This is a genomic window from Burkholderia sp. AU44665 (assembly GCF_030504405.1).
Classification (GTDB): Bacteria; Pseudomonadota; Gammaproteobacteria; order Burkholderiales; family Burkholderiaceae; genus Burkholderia; species Burkholderia semiarida.
Genome location: NZ_JAUJRI010000027.1, coordinates 16,364 through 38,843, shown reverse-complemented (window position 1 = coordinate 38,843; position 22,480 = coordinate 16,364). Strand labels below are relative to the sequence as shown.

At 68.9% G+C, this 22,480-nt stretch carries 20 protein-coding genes; 7 read left to right on the top strand and 13 right to left on the bottom strand.

Translation table 11 applies throughout. The features are described from left to right. Nucleotides 1–83: 83 nt before the first annotated feature. On the top strand, nt 84–725 hold the full coding sequence (locus QZM15_RS30325) for a DUF2239 family protein (RefSeq protein ID WP_302107822.1): 642 nt from the start codon (nt 84–86) through the stop codon (nt 723–725). Between the two features lie 15 nt (nt 726–740). Further along, nucleotides 741–2,072, top strand: a complete 1,332-nt coding sequence (locus QZM15_RS30320; RefSeq protein WP_302107821.1) for a carotenoid oxygenase family protein — start codon at nt 741–743, stop codon at nt 2,070–2,072. 19 nt (nt 2,073–2,091) lie between these two features. Here the strand turns inward: QZM15_RS30320 and QZM15_RS30315 are convergent, their stop codons facing one another. From QZM15_RS30315 to QZM15_RS30300, 4 genes are read right to left on the bottom strand one after another with little or no spacing between them, the layout of a single operon-like run. Continuing rightward, a complete protein-coding gene (locus QZM15_RS30315; RefSeq protein ID WP_059643682.1) occupies nt 2,092–3,258 on the bottom strand; it encodes an ABC transporter permease in 1,167 nt (388 codons plus the stop codon). Between the two features lie 8 nt (nt 3,259–3,266). After that, a complete protein-coding gene (locus QZM15_RS30310) occupies nt 3,267–4,421 on the bottom strand; it encodes an ABC transporter permease (RefSeq protein WP_060008773.1) in 1,155 nt (384 codons plus the stop codon). A gap of 21 nt (nt 4,422–4,442) precedes the next feature. Then, complete coding sequence (locus tag QZM15_RS30305) at nt 4,443–5,141, bottom strand: ABC transporter ATP-binding protein (RefSeq protein WP_302107820.1); 699 nt, start codon at nt 5,139–5,141, stop codon at nt 4,443–4,445. A gap of 5 nt (nt 5,142–5,146) precedes the next feature. Further along, the gene (locus QZM15_RS30300; RefSeq protein ID WP_059578187.1) at nt 5,147–6,352 is read right to left on the bottom strand and encodes an efflux RND transporter periplasmic adaptor subunit; all 1,206 of its coding nucleotides are present in this window, start codon (nt 6,350–6,352) and stop codon (nt 5,147–5,149) included. Between the two features lie 350 nt (nt 6,353–6,702). Between QZM15_RS30300 and QZM15_RS30295 the strand changes: the two genes are divergently transcribed. Next, complete coding sequence (locus QZM15_RS30295) at nt 6,703–6,936, top strand: hypothetical protein (RefSeq protein WP_023477920.1); 234 nt, start codon at nt 6,703–6,705, stop codon at nt 6,934–6,936. Between the two features lie 78 nt (nt 6,937–7,014). Here QZM15_RS30295 and QZM15_RS30290 read toward each other — a convergent pair whose 3' ends face one another. Beyond that, on the bottom strand, nt 7,015–7,803 hold the full coding sequence (locus QZM15_RS30290; RefSeq protein ID WP_302107819.1) for a Mut7-C RNAse domain-containing protein: 789 nt from the start codon (nt 7,801–7,803) through the stop codon (nt 7,015–7,017). A 67-nt stretch (nt 7,804–7,870) separates the two neighbouring features. Between QZM15_RS30290 and QZM15_RS30285 the strand changes: the two genes are divergently transcribed. Together QZM15_RS30285 and QZM15_RS30280 are read left to right on the top strand one after the other, a co-directional pair. Continuing rightward, nucleotides 7,871–8,779, top strand: a complete 909-nt coding sequence (locus QZM15_RS30285) for an NAD(P)-dependent oxidoreductase (RefSeq protein ID WP_226094309.1) — start codon at nt 7,871–7,873, stop codon at nt 8,777–8,779. 72 nt (nt 8,780–8,851) lie between these two features. Continuing rightward, on the top strand, nt 8,852–9,487 hold the full coding sequence (locus tag QZM15_RS30280; RefSeq protein ID WP_059643694.1) for a LysE family translocator: 636 nt from the start codon (nt 8,852–8,854) through the stop codon (nt 9,485–9,487). An 89-nt stretch (nt 9,488–9,576) separates the two neighbouring features. Here the strand turns inward: QZM15_RS30280 and QZM15_RS30275 are convergent, their stop codons facing one another. After that, nucleotides 9,577–10,860: an MFS transporter gene (locus QZM15_RS30275; RefSeq protein WP_302107818.1), complete on the bottom strand. Its 1,284-nt coding sequence runs from the start codon at nt 10,858–10,860 to the stop codon at nt 9,577–9,579. Between the two features lie 97 nt (nt 10,861–10,957). Here QZM15_RS30275 and QZM15_RS30270 point away from each other — a divergent pair, with 97 nt between their 5' ends. Then, the gene (locus QZM15_RS30270; protein WP_059578201.1) at nt 10,958–11,887 is read left to right on the top strand and encodes a LysR family transcriptional regulator; all 930 of its coding nucleotides are present in this window, start codon (nt 10,958–10,960) and stop codon (nt 11,885–11,887) included. A gap of 186 nt (nt 11,888–12,073) precedes the next feature. On the opposite strand, the gene QZM15_RS30265 is transcribed toward QZM15_RS30270, so the two are convergent. From QZM15_RS30265 to QZM15_RS30235, 7 genes are all read right to left on the bottom strand, one after another. Next, a complete protein-coding gene (locus QZM15_RS30265; protein WP_060966385.1) occupies nt 12,074–12,907 on the bottom strand; it encodes an OmpW family protein in 834 nt (277 codons plus the stop codon). Between the two features lie 18 nt (nt 12,908–12,925). After that, nucleotides 12,926–14,167 carry a DUF2957 domain-containing protein gene (locus QZM15_RS30260; RefSeq protein ID WP_302107817.1) on the bottom strand — a complete coding sequence of 414 codons (1,242 nt, stop codon included), beginning with the start codon at nt 14,165–14,167 and terminating at the stop codon, nt 12,926–12,928. Nucleotides 14,168–14,314: 147 nt separating this feature from the next. Then, nucleotides 14,315–15,736, bottom strand: coding sequence for a DUF2957 domain-containing protein (locus QZM15_RS30255; protein ID WP_059578207.1), 1,422 nt, complete (start codon nt 15,734–15,736; stop codon nt 14,315–14,317). Between the two features lie 433 nt (nt 15,737–16,169). After that, complete coding sequence (argC, locus tag QZM15_RS30250; protein WP_059578210.1) at nt 16,170–17,120, bottom strand: N-acetyl-gamma-glutamyl-phosphate reductase; 951 nt, start codon at nt 17,118–17,120, stop codon at nt 16,170–16,172. A gap of 165 nt (nt 17,121–17,285) precedes the next feature. Beyond that, nucleotides 17,286–17,858, bottom strand: coding sequence for a flavodoxin family protein (locus tag QZM15_RS30245; protein ID WP_011546661.1), 573 nt, complete (start codon nt 17,856–17,858; stop codon nt 17,286–17,288). A 218-nt stretch (nt 17,859–18,076) separates the two neighbouring features. Then, nucleotides 18,077–18,673, bottom strand: a complete 597-nt coding sequence (locus QZM15_RS30240) for a YbhB/YbcL family Raf kinase inhibitor-like protein (RefSeq protein WP_302107816.1) — start codon at nt 18,671–18,673, stop codon at nt 18,077–18,079. 240 nt (nt 18,674–18,913) lie between these two features. After that, a complete protein-coding gene (locus tag QZM15_RS30235; RefSeq protein WP_059578215.1) occupies nt 18,914–19,600 on the bottom strand; it encodes an orotate phosphoribosyltransferase in 687 nt (228 codons plus the stop codon). A 459-nt stretch (nt 19,601–20,059) separates the two neighbouring features. Between QZM15_RS30235 and QZM15_RS30230 the strand changes: the two genes are divergently transcribed. Then, the gene (locus QZM15_RS30230; protein WP_302107815.1) at nt 20,060–22,330 is read left to right on the top strand and encodes an NADP-dependent malic enzyme; all 2,271 of its coding nucleotides are present in this window, start codon (nt 20,060–20,062) and stop codon (nt 22,328–22,330) included. The last annotated feature ends 150 nt before the right edge of the window (nt 22,331–22,480 follow it).

Sequence of the window (22,480 nt, the reverse complement as noted above, 5' to 3'; positions counted from 1 at the left end):
GTTTTTACCCGGATAATATTGACATCCAATTAATACCCGGATAAAAATAGCGTCATTCCGATTTCAGCCTGCGGGCGACCACGATGACCGCTTCCACGCTCCTTCCTTCGTACACGGCCTTCGACGGCCACCGGCGGCTCGCGTCGGGCACGCTCGCGACGGTCGCGCTCGCTGCCCGGCAGGCGGCCGGCGACGCGACGTCCGGCACGATCCTGATCTTCGACGACGCGACGGGCCGCTCGATCGACCTCGACCTGCGCGGCACCGCGGACGACGTCCGCGCGCGCTATGCGGTGCCGTCGGGCGGCGCATCTGGAGCGTCCGGCGGCGCCGGCGAGCCGGCGGGCGCGGGCGCCGGCGAACAGCGCGGCCGCGGCCGGCCGAAGCTCGGCGTGGTGTCGCGCGAGGTCACGCTGCTGCCGCGTCACTGGGAATGGCTCGGCGCGCAGCCGGGCGGCGCGTCGGTGGCGCTGCGCAAGCTCGTCGAGGACGCGCGGCGCACGCATGCGGCGGCCGACCGGCGCCGCGACGCGCAGGCGCGCGCGTACCACTTCATGTCCGCGATGGCGGGCGACCTGCCCGGTTTCGAGGAAGCCGCGCGGGCGCTGTATGCGAACGACCCGGCGCGGCTGGCCGAGCTGATCGCCGGCTGGCCGGACGACGTGCGCGACCATGCGCTCGCGCTGGCGCGCGGCGATCTGCCGCCGGCCGCCGCAGACTGCTGACGGAGCGCCGATGCGATGACCGTATTCGACCTGAACCGCGGCGCGATCGCGCCGGTTGCCGACGAAGTCGACTTCTTCGACCTGCGCGTGACGGGCACCCTTCCGCGCGAACTCGACGGCACGTTGCTGCGCAACGGCCCGAACCCGCCGGGCGGCCGCTTCGAAGGCAACGACCTGCTGTCGTGGTGGCCGGAGGCCGCGATGCTGCACGCGATCGCGTTCGACGACGGCCGCGCGGCCGGCTACCGGAACCGCTGGGCGCGCACGCGGCGCTGGGCCGCCGTGCACGCGCCCGCGCGGGCGCCGCATCTGCCCGACACCAATCCGAACGTGAACGTGCTGCAGCATGCGGGCGAATTGCTCGCGCTGGCCGAGGGCGGCGCGCCGCTCGCGATCACCGCCGCGCTCGATTCGCTCGGCATGCCGGCGCGGCACGCGGGCTTCGACGGCGGGATGACCGCGCATCCGAAGGTCGACCCGGCAACGGACGAGCTGATCCTGTTCCGCGCGGACTGGCGTGCGCCCTGGCTGCGCTACGGCGTGATCGACGCGACGGGCGTGAAGCGCGTCGATCTCGAGATCGAGCTGGGCGCGCCGTCGATGATGCACGACCTCGCGATCACCGAAACCCGCAGCCTGCTGCTCGACCTGAACGTCGGCTACGACTTCTCGCTGCTGAAGCAGGGCCACCGGATGCCGCTGCGCTGGCACGACGACCGGCCCGCGCGCATCGGCGTGCTGCCGCGCCACGGCGGCGACGTGCGCTGGTTCGACGTCGAGCCGTGTTTCATCCAGCACGTCGTCAACGCGTACGACTGCGACGCATCGTGCATCGTGCTCGACGCGGTGCGCTATCCGTCGTTCCTGCGGCTCGACGCGCGCACGGGCCGCTTCGCCGACAACCCGGTCGGCGAGCTGTGGCGCTATGTGATCGATACCGCGAACGGGCTGATCGACGAAGGGCCGCTCGCCGACGGCGGCATCGAGTTGCCGCGCATCAACGAAACCCGCACCGGGCGCCGCTATCGCTACCTGTACGCGGCCGAGCAGCCGAACAACGCGGAAATGCGCGGCGTGATGCGGTTCGACCACGCGCGCGGCACGACGATGCACTATGCGGTGCCGGCCGGCGACCAGAACGGCGAGCCGGTGTTCGTGCCGCGCCCGGGCGGCGCCGACGAGGACGACGGCTGGCTGCTGGTGATGGTCTACCGCGCGGCGACGGATACGAGCGACGTCGTGATCCTCGATGCGCGCGCGATCGACGCGGGGCCGGTCGCGACCGTGCATCTGCCGCGCCGCGTGCCGGCCGGGTTCCACGGCGCGTGGGTGCCGCGCGAACGTTGAACGTGAGCGGCGGCGTGCGTCACTGCGCGCGCAGCGCGTCGACGATCTTCAGCCGCGCCGCGCGCATCGCCGGCAGGAACCCGCCGACGAGCCCCATCACGAGCGAGAACCCGAGCGTCTTCACGACGATCGCGGGCGTCAGCACGAAGCGGAACGACAGGTCCGAGAAGGTCTGGAAGTTGGTCGTCGAGAATGACGCGAACTGCATCAGCGACGCGCACGCGAGCCCCGCGACGCCGCCGACGAAGCCGAGCAGCAGCGCCTCCAGCAGGAACGCGGCGAGCACGTTGGTGCGCTTGAAGCCGAGCGCGCGCAGCGTGCCGATCTCGGCCACGCGGTTCGCGACCGACGCATACATCGTGATCATCGCGCCGATCATCGCGGCGATCGAGAAGATCGTCGACAGCGTGATGCCGAGGATGTTGATGAACGTCGACAGCGCCTTCGACTGGTCGCCGTAGAAGGTCTGCTCGCGCTTGGCCTCGTCGGTCAGGCGCGGGTCGACGTCGATGTCGGCCTTGAAGCGCGCGAAGCCGTCGGCGCTCGGAATGCGCAGCACCATCGACGAATAGCTGGTGCGCCGGAACGACTGCATCAACTGGTCGACGTCGCCCCAGATCTCCGAATCGAAGCCGCTGCCGCCCGCGTCGAACACGCCGACGATGGTCCAGTCGCGCTGCGCGAAATGCAGGCGGTCGCCGAGCTGCGTGCCGCTGAAGCCTTTCGCGATCGCGCTGCCGACGACGATCTCCGACGAGCCGGGCGCGAAGGTCCGGCCGGCCGCGAGCTTCACGTGCGGACGCAGCGCGAGGCCGGCCGGCGACACGCCGCGGATCACGACGTTCGACGGCTTGCCGCTCGACGTCTTCACGAGCGAGATCAGCACGACGGCTTCCTTCGACACGAGCGGCCGGCCGTCGGGGCCGAGCGCGACGGCCGGGTGCATTTCGAGCGCGTTGGCCTGCTGATGGTCGATCGAACTCTGGATCTCGGTTTCGGCGCCCTTGCGGATCACCACCGCGTTGTCGGGTTCGCCGGTCGACACGAGCGTTTTCGTGAGACCCGCATCGAGCATCTGCACCGTCGCGAACACGAAGATCACGAGCGCCATCCCGCCCGCGGTGAGCGCGGTGGTCAGCCGCCGGGTCCACAGGTTGCGCGCGATGTAGGTGAGCGGGATCGCCATGTGCGTCGCTATCCAATCGCCCGCAGGCCTTCGACCACGCGCACGCGCGCGGCCTGCCACGCCGGCACGAGCGCGGCCGCGAGGCCGACCGCGACCGAGCACGCGGCCTGCAGCACGACCGTCCCGGTCGATACCTTGAACACCGGGAAGATGCCGCCTGCCGCCTGCTTGAACAGGCTCGCGGCGGGCGGCGTCGCGAGGATCCCGAGCGCGCCGCCGACCACCGCGATCACGACCGATTCGCCGAACACGATCAGCGCGAGAAACCCGGGGCCGAAGCCGAGCGCCTTCAGCGTCGCGTATTCGGCCGTGCGCTCGCGCGCGCTCATCGCCATCGCGTTGGCCATCACCGCCATGATGATCAGGATCACCACGTACGACACCAGGCGAATCGCCGCGATGATCTGGTTCGACATCGCGACGAAGCCGAGCTGGAACGCCTGCTCGGTCTCGGTGAGTGTCTCGGCGAGCGAGTTCTTGAACACCGCGTCGACGTTGCGCGCGATCGCGGCGCCGTCGTCGGGGTTCGCGACGCCGAGCACGAACACGCCGACCTGGTCGGCCTGCTTCGGCGTGCGCTTGCGCACCGTCTCGTTCAGGTAATCCCAGTGGAACACCAACTGGCGCGTGATCGTCGAATCGTCGCGGCCGTCGAGAATCCCGCGCACGACGAAATCCCACGTGCCCGGATAGATCGTGCCCTTCAGCGGGATCACGTCGCCGACCTTGAAGCCGAACTGCGTCGCGAGCTGCCGGCCGACGAGACAGCCGCGGCGGTCGCGGTCGTAGTCGGCGCGCTGCTGCGCGGGCAGGATGAATTCCGGATACAGGTCGAGGTAGTTCTCCGACACCGCGAAGCTCGCGAAGAAGTTCTTCGGATCGCGGTAGATGCCGCCGAACCAGTTCGAGCGGACCACGGCCGTCACGCCGTCGACGCCGCGGATCCGGTTCTCGTAGCTCACCGGCAGCGGAAACACCAGCGAGATCGCGTTGCGCGTGACGAGCCGTCCGCTGGACGCCGCCGCCGCGCCCGCGTACCACGCGTCGACGACGGTGTGCAGCAGCCCGAACGCGAGCACGGCGATCGTGAGCCCGAGCACGGTCAGCAGCGTGCGCAGCCGGTGCCGCAGCGCATTGCGCGCGATCAGCTTCAGCACATACACGGCGCGCGCTCCTGTCGCCGCTCAGCCGGCGTGCCCATCGATCAGCTCCCCCTTTTCCAGATGGACGAGCGAGCGCGCGGCGCCGGCCGCGTGCGCGTCGTGCGTCACCATGATGATCGTCTTGCCGAGCTCGGCGTTCATCCGCTGCAGCATCGCGAGCACGTCGGTGGCCGACGCGCGGTCGAGGTCGCCGGTCGGCTCGTCGGCGACGATCAGCACCGGATCGGTGATCAATGCGCGCGCGATCGCGACGCGCTGCTGCTGGCCGCCCGACAGCTCGGACGGGTAATGGCTCGTGCGGTCGCCGAGATTCACCATGTCGAGCACGAGCTCGACGCGTTCGCGCCGCTCGCGGCGCGACAGGTGCGTGAGCATCAGCGGCAGCTCGACGTTCTCGAACGCGGTGAGCACGGGCATCAGGTTGTAGAACTGGAAGATGAAGCCGACGTTCGCCGCGCGCCATTCGGCCAGTTGCGCCTCGGCGAGTCGCGAGATGTCGAGGCCGCCGACGCGCAGCTCGCCGCTGTCGGGCCGGTCGATGCCGGCCACGAGGTTCAGCAGCGTGCTCTTGCCGGAGCCCGATGGCCCCATCAGCGCGACGAAGTCGCCTTCGCCGATGTCGAGCGTGATGTCGGTCAGCACGGGCACGATCTGGTTGCCGCGCCGGTACGACTTCGCGACGTGGCTGAGCTCGACGAGGGGCGGTTGGGCGTCGTTCACGCGCGCTACTTCTTCGCGACGGTCACGTTCGCGCCGTCCTTCAGCTTCGCGCCCGGGGCGAGCACGACCGTGTCGCCGGGTTTCACGCCGCGCACCGCGACGAGCTCGCCGATCCGCGCGCCCTTGGTCACGGCCACCGCATGCACGGCGTCGTCCTTCACGACGAACACGACCGGCCGGCCGTCGCGCTCGACCACCGCGCTTGCCTGCACGGCCGTCACCGGCTGCCGGTCCTGCGGCGACGCGGGCTTCGACAGGAACGCGATCTTCGCGCTCATGTCGGGCAGCACGCGCTCGTCGCGGTCGACGAAGCGCACCTTCACGAGCACGGTGGCCTTCGAGCGGTCGACGGTCGGCACGATGCGCGACACGCGCCCCGCGAAGCGCATGTCGGGCAGCGCGTCGAGCTGGATCTCGCACGGTTGCTCCGCGCGGATCTTCGCGATGTTCGATTCGGCGACGTCGGCCTCGACTTCGAGCGTTTCCATGTCGGCGATCGTCACGACCGCGCCCTTGCTGTCCGACGCGGACGAGAACGGCGTGATGTTGTCGCCGACGTTCGCGTGCTTCGCGAGCACGATGCCGTCGAACGGCGCGCGGATCACCGTCTGGTCGACCGCCACCTGCGCGGCCTGCGCGTTCGCTTCGGCCGACGCGATCGCGGCCTGGTCGCTGGCGAGCGTTGCGCGCGCCTTGTTCACGCGGGCCGTGTCGGTGTCGAGCTGCGCGGCCGGCACGGCCCCGCGCGGCGCGAGTGCGGCCGTGCGGCGCAACGCGATCTCCGCATCCTTGAGCTCGGCCTGCGCGACGCCGAGATTCGCGCGGGAGACCTGCACCTGCGCGCGGGCCTGCCCGAGCGACGCCTGCACGTCGCTGCTTTCGAGGCGCGCGATGATCTCGTTCTGCTTCACGCGCGTGCCTTCGAGCACGCCGAGCCACTCGACGCGCCCCTGGCCCTTCGACGCGACCGCGGCCTTGCGCTGCGGCACGACGTAGCCGGTCGCATTGAGCTGCGTGTCGTTCTGGTACGGGTAGGCGGACGTGACGGACGTGGTGTCGACGCTTGGCCGGCCGGTGAGCGCGAGGCCGGCGCCGATCGCGACGACGACGAGCGCGGCGGCGAACGCATAGCGCGCCCACCGGCGCCGGCGCGGCGCCGGTGCGAGCGGACGCCGGTCGATTTTCAGTTTGTCCAGATTGTGATCGGGCAATTTGAGCGCCTCGAGACGGCGGCGGTCGTGCGACCGGCCGCGATCCGGTTTCCGGGGAAAGGGACGGATGGACGCCAGTATAAGCGTCGCCCCGGCGCCGCGCGAGCCGGTTTGCGGCGCGGTGCGACGGCGGCTTGCCGGTACCGGGCGACGCGGCGGCCCCCGGGAAAACCCGAGGATGCAGGCAACATGTCAACTTGCCGCGAACGCGGTGCGTTATGGAACCAGTGCGTCAGGTTTCGTCGCGACGGAACGGCGAAAGCCGGCCTCGCGGCCTGGGGCTCCGGTGCGAATGCCTCGCATCTTTAATTACCGGTACGTTTGATTTTTTCTCCGCTAAAGGAAAAACAATGAAGAAGACGCTCGCTTCGATCATCGCCGCGGCATTCGCGCTCGCATCGGTTTCGGCATTCGCACAGGCGTCCGCGCCGGCAGCCGACACGCCGGCTGCCGCATCGGCACCGGCCAAGAAGGATCACAGCAAGCCGAAGCACCAGCTGAAGCACCACGGTTCGAAGAAGGGCCAGGCGAAGGCCGCAGCCGCATCGGCCGCCGGCACGAACGACGCAGGCACGCAGAACTAAGCGGTTCGCCGCCACGGCCGGCGTTGCCGGCCATCGATCGGCCAGCCCCGCATGCTCCGGCATGCGGGGTTTTGTTTTTCAGGCGCCGAATTCGCCGGGTTCGTCGGATTCGCCCGGTTCGTCGAGCCGAACGGGCGGCGGCGCGCGCATCGCGTCGACCACCGTGCGCATGCGCCGCCAGTGCGAGCCTTCCCAGAACACGCGCCGGCACACGTCGCACGCGACGAAGCGCCGCTGCCGCTGCCGGACGCCCGCCGGCACGCGCGGCGCGGCGGCGGCCGCGTCGAGCGGATGCAGCGGCGCGTTGCAGCGCAGGCACAGCCGGAACGGCCGCATGTGCGGGGCGAGATCGAGCCGCTCGAACAGTTCGCGCAACTGGTCGGCCGGCTGCCGCGCATGGAGATAGCAGCCGCGCACGACCGCGCGCCGCTTGAGCAGCTCGCGGTCGCGGGTCAGCACGATCCGGTGCTCGCGCTCGGCCAGCGCCGCGAGTTCGTCGTCGCGGTAGTGGTTGTCGTAGCAGGTGTCGAAGCCGGCGAGGCGCAGCAATTGCGCGAGGCCGCCGAGATGCGCGTCGGCGACGAAGCGCCATGACGCCGGCGGCAGTCCGGTGGGACCGTTGGCCGCCGGCCGCGCGCGCTCGGGAAAGACGTCGACGCGGTCGCCGTCGTCGAGCGGGCGGTCGAGCGCGGCCGGCGCGTCGTTCACGCACAGCCGGCCGATTTCGGTATGCGGGACGCCGAGCGCCTCGATCGCGTGCTTCACCGTCGCATCGCGCGCGCACGCGTGGGCGAACGCCCGATCGCGCCGCGGGCGCGCGAGAAAGGCGTTCAGTTCGCCGTGAAAGCGGAAGGTCGCGGTCGCCATTCGTGCAGTATCGCACCGCGCCGGCCGGTCGGCGGCAGGCGGCAGGCGCTGCAGACCGTCGGCATCTGTGTTTAACTCGCGGCTTCACGGAGCGAAGGAGCGGGTGATGGATCTCGGGTTTATCGGGCTGGGCGAAATGGGGCAGGCGATCGCGACGAACCTGCTGAAGGCGGGCCACACGGTGCGGGTCTGGAACCGCTCGCGCGAGCGGGCCGAGCCGCTCGCGGCGTTCGGCGCGCGGATCGTCGACACGCCGGCCGACGCGTTCCGCGGCGACGCCGTGTTCTCGATGCTCGGCGACGATGCGGCCGCGCGCGCGGTGTTCGACGACGCGCTGCTGGCCCAGGCGCCGCGCGGGCTGATCCACGTGAACATGGCGACGGTATCGGTCGCGCTCGCCGAGTCGCTCGCGCACGCGCATGCGTCGCGCGGCATCGACTATGTCGCCGCGCCGGTGATGGGGCGGCCCGACGTCGCGGCCGCCGCGCGCCTGACGATCATGGCCGGCGGCCCGGCCGAGGCGATCGACCGCGTGCAGCCGCTGTTCGACGCGATCGGCCAGAAGACCTGGCGGTTCGGCTCGCTGCCGCAGCACGCGAACGTCGCGAAGATCGCCGCGAACTTCACGCTCGCGTCGGCGATCGAGACGCTCGGCGAGGCATCCGCGCTGCTGGGCGCGCACGGCGTCGCGATGCGCGATTTCCTCGACGTGATCACCAGCAGCGTGTTTCCGGGGCCCGTCTACGAGGGCTACGGCGCGATGATCGCCGAGCGGCGCTACGAGCCCGCGCGCTTCAAGGCGCGGCTCGGGCTGAAGGACGTCCGGCTCGCGCTGGAGGCCGGCGACGCGACGTCGGTGCCGCTGCCGGTCGCGAGCGTCGTGCGCGACAGCCTGCTCGACGCGCTCGCGCACGGCGGCGGCGACCAGGATTTCGCGGTGCTCGGCGAAGCCGCGCTGCGCCGCGCCGGCCGCTGACATGCGACACAAGCGTCGTACGCACGGCATAATCGGCAGTTCGTTTTCCGTCCATTTCAGGCAGAGGCAGTCATGAACTTGCATACGTGGTGGCTTTTCGTGGCGACGGTATTCGTCGTGTCGGCGATTCCGGGCCCGAACATGCTGCTCGTGATGACGCACGGCGCGCGGCACGGGCTGCGGCGTTCGTCCGCGACGATGGCCGGCTGCCTGAGCGCGCTCGTGCTGATGCTCGCGGTCTCCGCGGCCGGGCTCGGCGCGGTGCTCGAAGCGTGGCCGGCGATGTTCAATGCGTTGCGCTTCGCGGGCGCGGCCTACCTGATCTATCTCGGCGTGAAGGCGTGGCGCGCACGCGTGGACGACGCGCCGGCGGCCGACGTCGACGCCGTGTCGCAACAGGCATCGGCATCGCGCGCGGCGCTGTTCCGCAACGGCTTCCTGGTCGCGGGCAGCAACCCGAAGGCGATCCTGTTCGCGGCCGCGCTGCTGCCGCAGTTCATCAACGCGGCCGAGCCGACGCTGCCGCAGTTCGGCATTCTCGTCGTCACGTTCGCGGTGATCGAGGTGAGCTGGTATCTCGTCTACGCGGCGTTCGGCACGCGCATCGGCGCCACGCTGAAGAGCCAGAGCGTCGCGAAGGTGTTCAACCGGCTGACGGGCGGGCTGTTCGTCGGCTTCGGCGCGATGATGGCGCTGGTCCGTCACTGATTCCCGGCCCGCGCCGGCGTACCGAACGCCCCGTCCCTCGCGAGAGGGCGGGGCGTTCGGCTTTCGAGCGCCGCTTCACCGCTGCCCGCTTATGCACGCGGGCGATCGAACGCCGCGGCGCCCGCCGCGCGCCCGGCCACCAGCCCGAACCCGGCCGCCGCGCCGGCGAACGCGAACCCGACGCCGCACACCGCGCTCCAGCCGCCCCATGCCCATGCGCTGCCCGCGAGCGCCGCGCCGAGCGCGCCGCCGATGAAGAACAGCCCGACGAACAGCCCGTTCAGGCGTCCGCGCGCGGCCGGGTTCAGCAGGTTGATCGCGCGGCGGCCGATCGTCTGGTCGACGATCACGCCTGCGTCGAGCAGCGCCGCGCCGCCGGCCAGCAGCGCGAGCGCGAGGCTGCGATGCGCGTACATATCGAAGCCGAACCAGCCCGCGCCGGCGATCCCGAGCACGGTCAGGGCCGCGAGCATCGTGCCGTGCGCGAGCCGCTGCGCGGCCGCGCCGTGGCCGCGGTCGCCCGCGCGGCCGGCGAGCGGCGTGACGATCGCGCCGCTGGCGCCGGCGAACGCGAACAGCGCAATGCCGTGCAGGTCGAGCGCGAACGGCGGTTGCGCGAGCCGCAGCCCGACGGCGGTCCAGAATGCGCTGAACGCGGCCATCGCGAGCGCGGCCGACAGCGCATGCCGGCGCAGCACCGGCTCGTCGGCGAGCAGGCGTCCCATCGACGCGAGCAACACGCGGTAGCTGGCCGTGATCGACGGCGTGCGCGCCGGCAGGCGCAGCGCGAGCACGACGGCGATCGCCGCGTTCGCGAGCGCGGCCAGCAGATAGAACGCGCGCCAGCCGGCCGAGCCCGCGATCAGGCTCGCGAGCGGCCGCGACAGCAGGATCCCGAGCATCAGCCCGCTCATCACGTTGCCGACCGCGCGGCCGCGCTGAGCTTCGGGCGACATCGACGCGGCCATCGGCACCAGCATCTGGATCACGCTCGACGCGGCGCCGGCCGCGAGCGTCGAGAGCAGGAACACGGTGCCCGAGCGCGTGAAGGCGGGCAGCACGAGCGCGGCCGCGCAGACGCCGAGCGTCGCGACGATCAGGCGGCGGTTCTCGAGCAGGTCGACCAGCGGCACGAGCAACGCGAGCCCGGCCGCGTAGCCGAGCTGCGGCAGCATCGCGACGAGGCCGGCGAGGCCGGGCGGCAGGTGCAGGTCCGCGCTGATCGGGCCGGTCAGCGGTTGCGCGGCGAACAGGTTCATCACGATCACGCCGACCGTCGCGGCGAAGAACAGCGTCATGCCGGTGCTCAGCGCGGGCAGCGCGGCGACGGACGGGGAAACGGGGGCGGGGCAACGGTTGGCAGGGCAGTTCATCGGGAGGCCGGGTGGTGGGTCGAAGGAATTCCCATCCTAGGTGCCTGATGTTTATGCGACAATTGAAATATGTCTAACATGATTATGCGAGTTTGTTTTGAATACGCGTGATCTCCAGGCCTTCGTCGCGGTCGTCGACAGCGGGTCGATGGTGGCCGCGGCCGCGAAACTCCATCTGACGCAGCCGGGCCTGACGCGGCGTGTGCAGAACCTCGAGACGCTGCTCGGCGTGCCGTTGCTCGAACGGCAGAGCAAGCCGCTGAAGCCGACCGCCGCCGGGCGCGACGTCTACGCGCTCGCGCGCAACGTGCTCGGCGCGGTCGACGAGCTGATGGCGGCGGGCGCGCCGAACGGCGAGCCGTCGGGCGAGTTGCGCATCGGCGTGCCGCCGTTCCTGTCCGAGCTCGCGCTCGAGCGGCCGATCGACCGGCTGCGCGAGGCGTTCCCGCGCCTCACGCTGCGCGTGACGGCCGGCTGGTCGCCCGCGCTGGTGCAGGGCATCGAGCGCGGCGCGCTCGACGTCGCGACCGTGATGGTGCCGGCGAGCGCGGCGCTGCCCGACGCGTTGACGGCGACGCTGCTCGCCACGCAGCCGACGGTGCTCGTCGCCGCGCGCGATTTCCCGCTGCCGGACGGCCCGCTGTCGCTCGACACGCTGTCGGGTTTTCCGTGGGTGCTGAGCCAGGACGGCTGCGGGATGCGCTCGGCGCTGAGCCGCGCGCTCGGCGCGGCCGGGCTGCCGTTCGACGTCGCGGTCGAGGCATTCGGCTCGGAGCTGCAGTTGTCGCTCGTCGCGCGCGGCGCCGGCATCGGCATCGCCGCGCCGAACGCGCTGGCGCGCAGCGCGCATCGCGACGCGCTGAGGGTGGTGGAAACGGCGGGGCTGGAAACGCGGATCAACGTGTGGATCGTGCACGGCACGTTGCCGGGCCGTCTCACGCGGCCTGTCGCGCTGCTGCGCGACGCATTGGGCGAGGTGCTCGAACGGGAGAACGGAAAGGGGTCAGGCGCCGTCACGGTGAATTAGAGGCCGCGTTCGAGGGAAAATCCTTATTTTCTCTACGGAAATGTTGCATTGCGGAAACCGATTCGCTATAGTGACACCTGTCTCCTCCATGTCTCCTCTGATATGGATTCAGCCCGCCACTTAGGCGGGCTTTTTTTTTGCCTGCGATTGTGTCGCGGCCATCCATTCGCGCCGGCATCGCCGCGCTCAGAACTTGTACGTCATCCCGACGTAGCTGATGATCGGGTCCGCCTTCAGATCCGATTTCGACTCGGCGAGCACCGAGCCGTCGGCTGCCTTGATCGTCACCGTCGACGTCGTCTTCAGCGGGATGTAGGTCACCGACGCCACCAGCCCGAAGTGTTCCGTCAGGTTGTACTGCAGGCCTGCGTTGAACACCGGCTGCCACGACGACGACGCCTTCGCCTCCACCGAGGTCGTCCCCGGCTTGCCCGCGCCCGCCGCGAGGATCGCGCCGAGGTTGTCCTGCGTCTGCTTGATGAAGTTCGTGTTGAGCTGCAGGGCGCTGAACCAGTTGTACGACACGCCGAGGCCGAGGAACGGCCGGAATTTCGCGGTTGCCTGCCCGAAGTAGTACTGCAGGATCACCGCCGGGCTCCACTGCCGCACGCTCTTCACGATCGGGTTGACCGACCCGAGCCCGATGTTCTGCGTGCCGAGCGCGCCCGCTGGGCCCGGCGGCTTGATCGTGCCCTGGCCCGACACCTTGAACACCGGCGGCACGCCGGCCACCGAAGTGACCGCGATGTGGTCGGTCAGGAAGTGGCTGACCGTCAGGCCGACCGTGTCGGCGCCGCTCGTGTGCAGCCCGGTGCCTGCCGACGTGAACGACGGCGGCAGCCGCAGCGGCGTGTTGATCGGCGTCGGCGCGACGTTGGTCGTCATCGGCGTGCTGCTCTGCTGGGGCATGATGTGGAACCAGCCCAGCGTGACGACGTTGCTGCCGGCGCTCTGCGCGTGCGCGGCGAGCGGCGCCACGGCGGCGGCGCCGGCCGCCGCGCAGAGAAGGGTTTTCTTCATCACGGCTTTCCCCTCCGCTTACTGGACGAATGCGCCGATCGTGAAATACGGCGTCGATCCCGCGTTGTCGAGGAAACCGAACACGCCACCCGAGAAGATGAACTTGCCGGTCGGCGACGTGCTGCCCGAACCCGTGTGGATCGTCGTGACCGTGCCCGGCACCTTCTGCGTGTAGTCGAGGTCGAGCACTCGCGTGAGCGACGCCTGCGACGGCTGGAACGGATCGAGCAGCGTGGCCTGCTTGTCGATCAGCGCGGTGGTGCGGTAATCGAACTGGCTGTCGACGCCGATGTACTCGCCGTTCTGCGAACCGGCCGCGACGGCCGTCTGCGGCGCGAGGATCGAGATGCTCGATTCGTCGTCGGCGGTCAGGCCCGGCACGCCGTTGCTGTCCGGCGTCGGGTTCGGGTTCGCGACCCCCGTGCGCACGAGGATCGGCACGAGCTGGTTGCGCAGCTTGCCGACGATCATGAAGCCCTTGCCCTGCGGCGTGGCCGACAGCGTCGGCTTCATCTGGCTCGCGTAGTTGTTCGACTGGAACGCGCCGCTGCCGTCGGCCGACTGCACGAAGTTCGTGCCCTGCTGCGTGCACGCGCCGCCGGCGAACTGGCCGGTCGTGTCGCACTTGGACCACGTGCCGTCCGCGTTGATCGTCACCTTCGCGTCGATCGACGCCGGCGCGAATTTCTGCGACGGCACTTCGCCGAAGCCGATGTGGCTGTACGTGCCCGCGACCTTCGTGATGTCCGTTTCGATCGACGAGAAGCCGATGAACGGGTAGTACGGGAATTTCGTGTCGGGCACCGCGGCCTGGCCGAGCACGCCGTCGAACTGGATCTCCTTGCCGGGAATCGTGCCGCCCGCGACGCCGAAGCCGACGAAGATGCGCGCCGGACGCGACGCATCGAGGCTCCCGCCGTTCAGGCGGAACGCGCACTGGTTCAGCTTGTTGGTCGGCAGCAGCGTTTCCTGCGTGAGCGTGCCGCTGTCGACCGTGCCCGCGCGGGTCGGCACGACGGTGCCGGTCTTTTGCGGCACCGGCGATTCGACATAGGTGACCTGCCAGGTCATCCTGGTCGTGTCGAGCTGGACTTTCGCGAGTTCGCCGCTGCCCGCGCCGCCCGTGAACACGGTGTTGTAGTCGAGCGTGGCGGGGCAAAGCCGCTCCTCGACGAGCGGCGGCGGATTGTCGCTGCCGCCGCCGCAAGCGGAAAGAAGGGGGGCGGCGGCAGCGGCCGCCAGAATGAGGTTGCGCTTCATGTTGCTCCTCCAGATTTGTCTTGTGTGGCGGCCAGCTCCCTGTCGGCCGCTTCTGTTGGTCGTGCTCGTCCTGCCCGCGCCGTGCCGGGCGCCTTCGTGCCTTCCCTGCAACGCGCGGCGGCAGGCCGGCCGCCGCGTCCTCGATCGCTACTTGCTGATCTGCGCGCCCACGCCGAAGTACGGGGTCGACGACGTCGTCGAATTCGCCGACGTCGCCGTGACGCCGCCGTTCACCGTGCCCTGGATCAACGCCGCGTACAGCCCGCCCGTCGCGATCACCACGCCCGATGCCGACGGGTAGCTCGCGCCGCTCGGCGGGGCGGTCTTCGCGTTCAGCAGGCCCGGCGTCGTCTGGCCGTAGTCGAGCGTGAAGCCGTCTTCCTCGGCCTGCGTGGACGGGTTGATGAACGACGCATTGCCGCCGCGGATCAGCGCGGCCGTGTACTTGAAGTTCGAGTCCGCGCCCGCGTAGCCGCCGTCGATCGCGCCCGACGTGATCGCCGTCGCCGCGCCGAGCACCGCGATGCCCGATTCGTCGTCGACCTGCGCATCGAGGTGCAGCGGCGGCGTGCCGAGGTTCACGTTGCCCGTGCGCACGATCACCGGCACCGTCGCGCCGTTGAGCTGGCCGATCACCATGTGCGCGGTCGCCGACTTGCCGGTCGCGCCGACGATCGGCAGTTGCGTCTGCGGCAGTGTCTGCGGCGCCTTGGCGCTGTCGAAGTAGCCGCCGTTCGCGCTCGCCTTCCACGGATCGCCGGTCGTCTGGCAGCCGCCCGCCCCGCTCGACGTGCACGCGCCGTTCGCATCGAACGTCTCGCTCGAGTTCGAGCCCTTCGTCGCGTAATTGCCCGACGGCACGAGGTGGTAGAGCAGCGCGTTGTACGTGCCCGGCAGCTTCGAGAGGTCGGTCGTCGTGTTCGCGAAGCCGAGGAACGGATAGAAGTCGAAGTGACGGTTCGGCACCTGGCCGACGTTCTGCACGACGCCTGGGATGATCGTCAGCCCGTCGTACTGGATCGTCGCGCCGGGAATGCCGCCGCCCGCCACACCCATGCCGACCAGCAGCATCGGCGGGTTCGCCTGGTTGAAGTCGGCGGCCGTCGAATACGTCGAGCCGTCCGGCGCGGGGCCCGTGCCCGGCGTGAGGACGAACGCGCAGCGCGTCTGCTCGGCGGTCGGCAGCGTGCCGGTCGGCGGATGAACGACCTTGCCGGTGATGGTCGTGCCGACGCGGCTCGGCGTGACGGTGCCCGTCTTCAGCGGAATCGGCGATTCGAGCCACTTGAGCGTGTAGGTCATCGCGACCGCGTCGATGTTGACGCTGACGATCTCGCCGCTACCGGCACCGCCGAGGTACGTGCTCTTCACGATGTCCGCGTTGGCCGGGCACAATGCGCCGTTGATCGGCTGCGAAGGCGGCTGCCCTTGCGGGCCGCAGCTCGAGCCGGAACATTGGGGCGCATCGATCGGCGCGAGCGCGCCGCCGGAGTCCCCCCCGCCACATGCAACCAGGAAAGGGGCAATGGCAAAGGCCGTTGCCACCCCCTTCGATAAGGTGTGCGACATGCCGCTGTCTCCAATCGTTTAATTGTGCGAGCTAATGTCGCTGCCTGTGTTTTTGCTGTCAATTGATGAACCCGTCTAAAAAAGGCGATTGAAACGGGATCTGCCAATTGAATCCTTTCCTGATAAGGCAATTGGTAAGAATTTAAACGCGAGACAGGCTGTCGAAAGCTGCCGGAGTGGGGCGTGCGCGACGCCCGGCAGGCTCTCGCAACGCCTTCCCGCGTATAACGGCAACGTTTGAATTGACGGGTATCCGGTTTATCCCTATTCGGGATTGACTGGATAAGGAGGGGCTGGATTAATTCGCGGATAATCGCGCAATGGAAAGCTTGTAAATATTTGTAAATGCGCGATCCGGAGTTTTATATATTGCCTGATACGGGTAAATAAAAAGCCGGCCAGTGGCCGGCTTTGCATGGCATGCGAGGCTGAATCAGCGTTTGAGGCCTGCGTCCTCGGCCGCGCCGATGTTGAGATTCATGCACTGGATCGCGGCGCCCGACGCGCCCTTGCCGAGGTTGTCGAGGCGCGCGACGGTGACGAAGCGCTCCGCGTTGCCGAACACGAACAGGTCGACGCGGTTCGTGTCGTTGTTCGCCTGCACGTCGAAGAAGCCGCCGTCGAGGTTCGCGTCCGCGTCGAACGGTGCGACGCGCACGAACGCCTCGTCCGCGTAGTACTCGGCGAACACGCGCTGCACGTCCTGCGGCGTCGCGCGTTTCGCGAGCTGCTCGGGCGTGAAGTAGGTCGTCACCGCGAGGCCCTTCAGGAACGGGCCGACGATCGGCGTGAAGATCGGTGCGTTCGCGAGGCCCGTGTGCGCGGCCATTTCCGGCAGGTGCTTGTGCGCGAGGCCGAGCGCGTACGGGCGCGGGCTCGCGAGCTTGCCGCCCGGCGCGGCGTTTTCGTATTCGGCGATCATCGACTTGCCGCCGCCGCTGTAGCCGGTGATCGAGTAGCTGTGCGCGGCGAACGTCGGCGCGACGATGCCCGCGTCGACGAGCGGACGCATCGCGAGCACGAACGCCGATGCATGGCAGCCGGGCACCGCGATGCGCTTCGACGTGCGAATCTTCTCGCGCTGCGCGCGGGTCAGTTCCGGCAGGCCGTACGCCCAGTCGGCATGCGTGCGGAACGCGGTGCTCGCGTCGATCAGCGTGGTGTTCGGGTTCTCGACGAGCGACGCGGATTCGCGCGACGCGACGTCCGGCAGGCACAGGAACGTGACGTCCGACGCGTTGATCAGGCGGCGGCGCTCGTCGACGTCCTTGCGCTTCGCTTCCTCGATGCGCAGGATCTCGATGTCGCTGCGTGCCGACAGGTATTCGAAGATCTTGAGGCCGGTCGTACCTTCCTGGCCGTCGACAAAAACTTTGGTGCTCATTTCGCTCTCACTGGATGAAACGGGAGCCGCGGCGCCCTGAAACCGCCATTTTAAGACGTCATCCGGCGGCGCTGGGCCGCGCGGGACGAAAAAAGACGGCCGGCGGCCGTCTTCGTGTCCCTTTGACGCCCGCGCCGATACGCGCGCGGCCGGGGGAGGGCGTGCTCAGCGGGCGCCGGCGTCCCAGCGGGCGGTCGCTTCGGCGACGCGCCGGCCGAATGCCTTGCCGGTTTCGAGGTCGCCCGGCAGCGGGCCCTCGTCGGGCGTCGCATCGGCCGGCGACTGCGCGAGCAGGCCCGTGGAGCCGCCGAGATAGTTGATGTCGTTGCGCGTGGCCGCCTTCGAGTTCGCCGGCATCAGGCTCGTGCCGACCCACACCATCCCATGCTGCATCGCCAGCGTGACGAAATATTGAATCGTCGAGAACTTGTCGCCGTTCATCGTCGCCGAGTTCGTGAAGCCCGCGGCGATCTTGTCCTTCCACTTCTGCGTGAACCACGCTTTCGACGTGGCATCGGCGAATTGCTTGAACTGCGCCGACGGGCCGCCCATGTAGGTCGGCGCGCCGAAGACGATCGCGTCGGCCGCGTCGAGCGCGGCCCAGCCCGCGTCGTCGAGGTCGCCGACGGCGATCAGGCGCACGTTCGCGCCGGCATCCTGCGCGCCCGCATGCACGGCCTCGGCCAGTTTCTGCGTGTGACCGTAGCCGCTGTGATAGACGATGACGATGTTCGACATGAAGCGTTCTCCGGAAAGGGACGGGAACGGCGGGCCGCCGCGGCTCGCCGCGTCACGCGTCGCCGGCAGGCGGCGCGACGGTCGCGCGGCAGGGCATGCCGCGACCGGTGACGACGAGTCTAGCAAGCCGAAATGACGAGACAACGTGCGCGCGCGGCATACTGAAATTGGCGGCGGCAGGCAATCGCGGCGCCGCCGCCGGGCGAGGCACCGCGCGGCTATTGCCCGTACGTGACCGTGAGTCGCGCGGTGCCGATCGCGAGCGTGCCGATCTCGTGCTCGAACATCGGCGCGGGGCGGCCCTGCGACACGCGCAGGTCGGTGCCTTTCAGCGCGTAGACGGTGATCACGTAGCGATGCGGCTTGCCGGGCGGCGGGCACGGACCGCCGTAACCGTCGATCCCGTAGTCGTTGCGCGCCTCGCTCGCGCCGATGCGGCGCAGGAAGCCGGATGCGCTCGCGTCGGCCGGCAGGCTCGTGACGGTCGCCGGAATGCCGGCCACGGCCCAGTGCCACCAGCCGTGCCCGGGCGCGTCGGGATCGAAGATCGTGACCGCGTAGCCGCGCGTGCCGGGCGGCGGGTTGTGCCACGCGAGTTGCGGCGAGCGGTTCGCGCCCTTGCAGTCGCCGCGGTCGAACACGTTCGCGGCCCGCACGCGGGCGCCGGGCGTCAGGTCGTCGCTCGTCACGGTGAACGGGCCTTCCGCATGCGCGGGCAGCGCCGCGAAAACGGCGGCGCAGAGGAGGGCGGGGAGGAGCAACGGAGACGGGCGACCCGATGGCGCAGGCGGAGCGATCCGGCGATCCACACGCATATGGCGCTTCTCCCGTCACGTGGGCCGGACCGAGATGCCCGGCATTGTTGGCGTTGTGTGTTGCCCGCGCAGCTGAGGGCGGCGATGGATCAAGTCTAGCATTAGGGTTCGATGAGCGATGCCCACTGCCGCCCGCGATTGCGCTCGGTCAGGGTGCATGGCAACGGACGAAAAAAAGCCGCCTGCGGTGAAGCAGGCGGCTTGTTCAGCCAGTGCGCCGGCATGCATGCCGGCGTGGCGTCATTCCTTCGCGGCCGTCGCGCCGCCGTGCGCGGCCGACCATTCGGCCGGTGCGTGCAGGAATTTCTCGACTTCGTCGAGCGTCTTCGTCTCGAAGTAGCCCGAGGCCTTCGCGACACGCAGCACGTCCCACCACGTGGCGAGCGCGTGCAGGTCGACGTCGATGTCCTTCAGGACCGACACGCTTTCCTTGAAGATGTCGTAGTGGAACAGCACGAAGCAGTGGTTCACCGTCGCGCCCGCGGTGCGTAGCGCGTTGACGAAGTTGATCTTGCTGCGGCTGTCGGTCGTCAGGTCTTCCACCAGCAGCACGCGCGAGCCTTCCTCGAGATGGCCTTCGATCTGCGCATTGCGGCCGAAACCCTTCGGCTTTTTGCGCACGTACTGCATCGGCACCATCATCCGGTCGGCGATCCATGCCGCGAACGGGATGCCGGCCGTCTCGCCGCCCGCCACCGCGTCGATCTGCTCGAAGCCGATGTCGCGCGTGATCGTCGTTTCCGCCATTTCCATCAGCGCACGGCGCACGCGCGGATACGAGATCAGCTTGCGGCAGTCGATATAGACGGGGCTTGCCCAGCCGGACGTGAAGATGAACGGTTTTTCGGCATTGAAGTGCACCGCCTGCACTTCGAGCAGGATTTTGGCGGTCGTATCCGAGATCGACTGACGATCGTAGCCTGTCATGGGCATTCCTTGGGTGATGAGCGAGAAGCGGGCGCGGGCCCGATGGCGCAGCAAGGGGAACCTGCCCGGAGGGCCGGGGCGCGATCGGCAGGCCAATCGCATCGCTGCGCGCGTAGCCGGCTATTTTACCCGATCCAGGCCGGTTTTCGGCGGAATTCGCGCGGTTCGGCGCGCGGCTCACCACAGGCGAAACAAATGGGGTGCGACCAGTCCGATGCGGATGCCGGGGATGCGGCGGTGCACCAACGGAGGTCATTTAGGGGGTGTACACTAGGCGACCCTAAGAAATCGTTCAGTACTTTGTACTTTCCTCTTGCCATCCGCCAAGGTTCGATGGCGTGCCGATCCGGCGCGTCGCGGGCCGTCTCGCAGTCGACCATCCCCTCGATTCAAGCAGACGCGGCCGAAGGTGCTGTGTACTGAGTCGTCAATATTTCGCATGTCTCTCGCAGGTCAATCATGGACGAACAACTGAAGCAGGCCGCTCTCGCTTATCACCTGAACCCGAAACCCGGCAAGATTTCGGTCACCCCGACCAAGCCGCTGTCGAACCAGCTCGATCTGTCGCTCGCGTATTCGCCGGGCGTCGCCGCCGCGTGCGAGGCGATCCACGCCGATCCGCTCGACGCGCAGAAGTACACGTCGCGCGGCAACCTCGTCGGCGTCATCACCAACGGCACGGCCGTGCTCGGTCTGGGCAACATCGGCCCGCTCGCCGCGAAGCCGGTGATGGAAGGCAAGGGCTGCCTCTTCAAGAAATTCGCGGGCATCGACGTGTTCGACATCGAACTGTCGGAGTCCGACCCCGACAAGCTCGTCGAGGCGATCGCGATGCTCGAGCCGACGCTCGGCGGCATCAACCTCGAGGACATCAAGGCGCCGGAATGCTTCTACATCGAGCAGAAGCTGCGCGAGCGCATGAAGATCCCCGTCTTCCACGACGATCAGCACGGCACCGCGATCATCGCGTCGGCCGCGATCCTGAACGGCCTGAAGGTCGTCGGCAAGAAACTCGCCGACGTGAAGCTCGTGTGTTCGGGCGCGGGCGCGGCCGCGATCGCGTGTCTGGACCTGCTGGTGAACCTCGGCCTCACGAAGTCGAACATCCTCGTCGCCGATTCGAAGGGCGTGATCTACGAAGGGCGCGGCAACCTCGATCCGTCGAAGCAGCGCTATGCGGCGAACACCGACGCGCGCTCGCTCGCCGACGCGATCGCCGGCGCGGACGTGTTCCTCGGCTGCTCGAGCGCGGGCGTGCTGAAGCAGGACATGGTCAAGACGATGGGCGACAAGCCGCTGATCCTGGCGCTCGCGAACCCGGAACCGGAAATCCGCCCGGAAGACGCGAAGGCCGTGCGCCCGGACGCGATCGTCGCGACCGGCCGTTCGGACTACCCGAACCAGGTCAACAACGTGCTGTGCTTCCCGTTCATCTTCCGCGGCGCGCTCGACGTCGGCGCGACGACGATCACGGAAGAAATGAAGCTCGCGTGCGTGCGCGCGATCGCCGAGCTGGCCCAGGAAACCGACCAGAGCGAGGAAGTCGCGAAGGCGTACGAAGGCCATTCGCTCGAATTCGGGCCGGACTACCTGATTCCGAAGCCGTTCGATCCGCGCCTGATCATCAAGATCGCGCCGGCCGTCGCTCAGGCCGCGATGGATTCGGGCGTCGCCACGCGCCCGATCCAGGACATGGACGCCTATCGCGAGCAGCTCGGCGCGACCGTCTACCGCACCGGCATGGTGATGCGTCCGGTGTTCGCGACCGCGAAGCAGAAGGAGGCCCGCATCGTGTTCGCCGAGGGCGAGGACGAGCGCGTGCTGCGCGCCGCGCAGTTCGTGCTGCTGGAAAAGATCGCGAAGCCGATCATCATTGGCCGTCCGTCGGTCGTCGACATGCGCCTCGCGAAGATCGGCTCGAAGCTGAAGGCCGGCACCGATTTCGAAATCGTCGATCCGGAAGACGATGCGCGCTACCACCGCTACTGGCAGGCGTATCAGGAGATCGGCGCGCGCGACGGCGTGACGCCGGAAGTCGCGAAGGCCGCGATGCGCAAGTTCAACACGCTGATCGGCGCGATGCTCGTGCATCTGGGCGACGCGGACGGGATGATCTGCGGGATGATCGACACGTTCCACAGCCACCTGAAGTTCATCGAGCAGGTGCTGGGCCGCGCGAAGGGCGCCGAGCATTTCGCCGCGATGAACCTGCTGATGCTGCCGGGCCGCAACCTGTTCGTGTGCGACACGTACGTGAACGAGCTGCCGAGCGCCGACCAGCTCGCCGACATGACGATCCAGGCCGCGGCCGAGATCGAGCGCTTCGGCATCACGCCGAAGGCCGCGCTGCTGTCGAACTCGAACTTCGGCAGCGCGCCGTCGGCGTCGTCGCGCCGGATGGCCGAGGCCCGCAAGCTGATCGTCGAACGTGCGCCGAACCTCGAAGTCGACGGCGAAATGCACGGCGACGCGGCATTGTCGGAACTGATCCGCAAGCAGGCGTTCCCGGGCACGACGCTGTCGGGCGAGGCGAACCTGCTGATCATGCCGAACGTCGAAGCGGCGAACATCGCGTACAACCTGCTGAAGATGGTCGGCGGCGAAGGCGTGACGGTCGGCCCGTTCCTGCTCGGCGCGGCCAAGCCCGTCCACATCCTGACCCCGGCCGCGACCGTGCGCCGGATCATCAACATGACGGCCGTTGCCGCCGCGAACGTGAACACGAAGTAAGTCCACGCCCGCGGTGCCGCGCGTCACGCGCGGCGCAATGAAAAAGCCACGGAACCTGCGTTCCGTGGCTTTTTTTCGCGTGAACCGTAACGGGCCGAGGGCGGGGCGCCGGCAGGACGTCACGAAGACCGTCCGGAATGCGCCCGCCCG

Bases quoted from the DNA above. Each gene is read 5' to 3' on its own strand.
- QZM15_RS30325 (WP_302107822.1), top strand. From the start codon at position 84: ATGACCGCTTCCACGCTCCTTCCTTCGTACACGGCCTTCGACGGCCAC.
- QZM15_RS30320 (WP_302107821.1), top strand. From the start codon at position 741: ATGACCGTATTCGACCTGAACCGCGGCGCGATCGCGCCGGTTGCCGAC.
- QZM15_RS30315 (WP_059643682.1), bottom strand. From the start codon at position 3,258: ATGGCGATCCCGCTCACCTACATCGCGCGCAACCTGTGGACCCGGCGG.
- QZM15_RS30295 (WP_023477920.1), top strand. From the start codon at position 6,703: ATGAAGAAGACGCTCGCTTCGATCATCGCCGCGGCATTCGCGCTCGCA.
- QZM15_RS30290 (WP_302107819.1), bottom strand. From the start codon at position 7,803: ATGGCGACCGCGACCTTCCGCTTTCACGGCGAACTGAACGCCTTTCTC.
- QZM15_RS30280 (WP_059643694.1), top strand. From the start codon at position 8,852: ATGAACTTGCATACGTGGTGGCTTTTCGTGGCGACGGTATTCGTCGTG.
- QZM15_RS30275 (WP_302107818.1), bottom strand. From the start codon at position 10,860: ATGAACTGCCCTGCCAACCGTTGCCCCGCCCCCGTTTCCCCGTCCGTC.
- QZM15_RS30265 (WP_060966385.1), bottom strand. From the start codon at position 12,907: ATGAAGAAAACCCTTCTCTGCGCGGCGGCCGGCGCCGCCGCCGTGGCG.
- QZM15_RS30260 (WP_302107817.1), bottom strand. From the start codon at position 14,167: ATGAAGCGCAACCTCATTCTGGCGGCCGCTGCCGCCGCCCCCCTTCTT.
- QZM15_RS30255 (WP_059578207.1), bottom strand. From the start codon at position 15,736: ATGTCGCACACCTTATCGAAGGGGGTGGCAACGGCCTTTGCCATTGCC.
- argC (WP_059578210.1), bottom strand. From the start codon at position 17,120: ATGAGCACCAAAGTTTTTGTCGACGGCCAGGAAGGTACGACCGGCCTC.
- QZM15_RS30245 (WP_011546661.1), bottom strand. From the start codon at position 17,858: ATGTCGAACATCGTCATCGTCTATCACAGCGGCTACGGTCACACGCAG.
- QZM15_RS30240 (WP_302107816.1), bottom strand. From the start codon at position 18,673: ATGCGTGTGGATCGCCGGATCGCTCCGCCTGCGCCATCGGGTCGCCCG.
- QZM15_RS30235 (WP_059578215.1), bottom strand. From the start codon at position 19,600: ATGACAGGCTACGATCGTCAGTCGATCTCGGATACGACCGCCAAAATC.
- QZM15_RS30230 (WP_302107815.1), top strand. From the start codon at position 20,060: ATGGACGAACAACTGAAGCAGGCCGCTCTCGCTTATCACCTGAACCCG.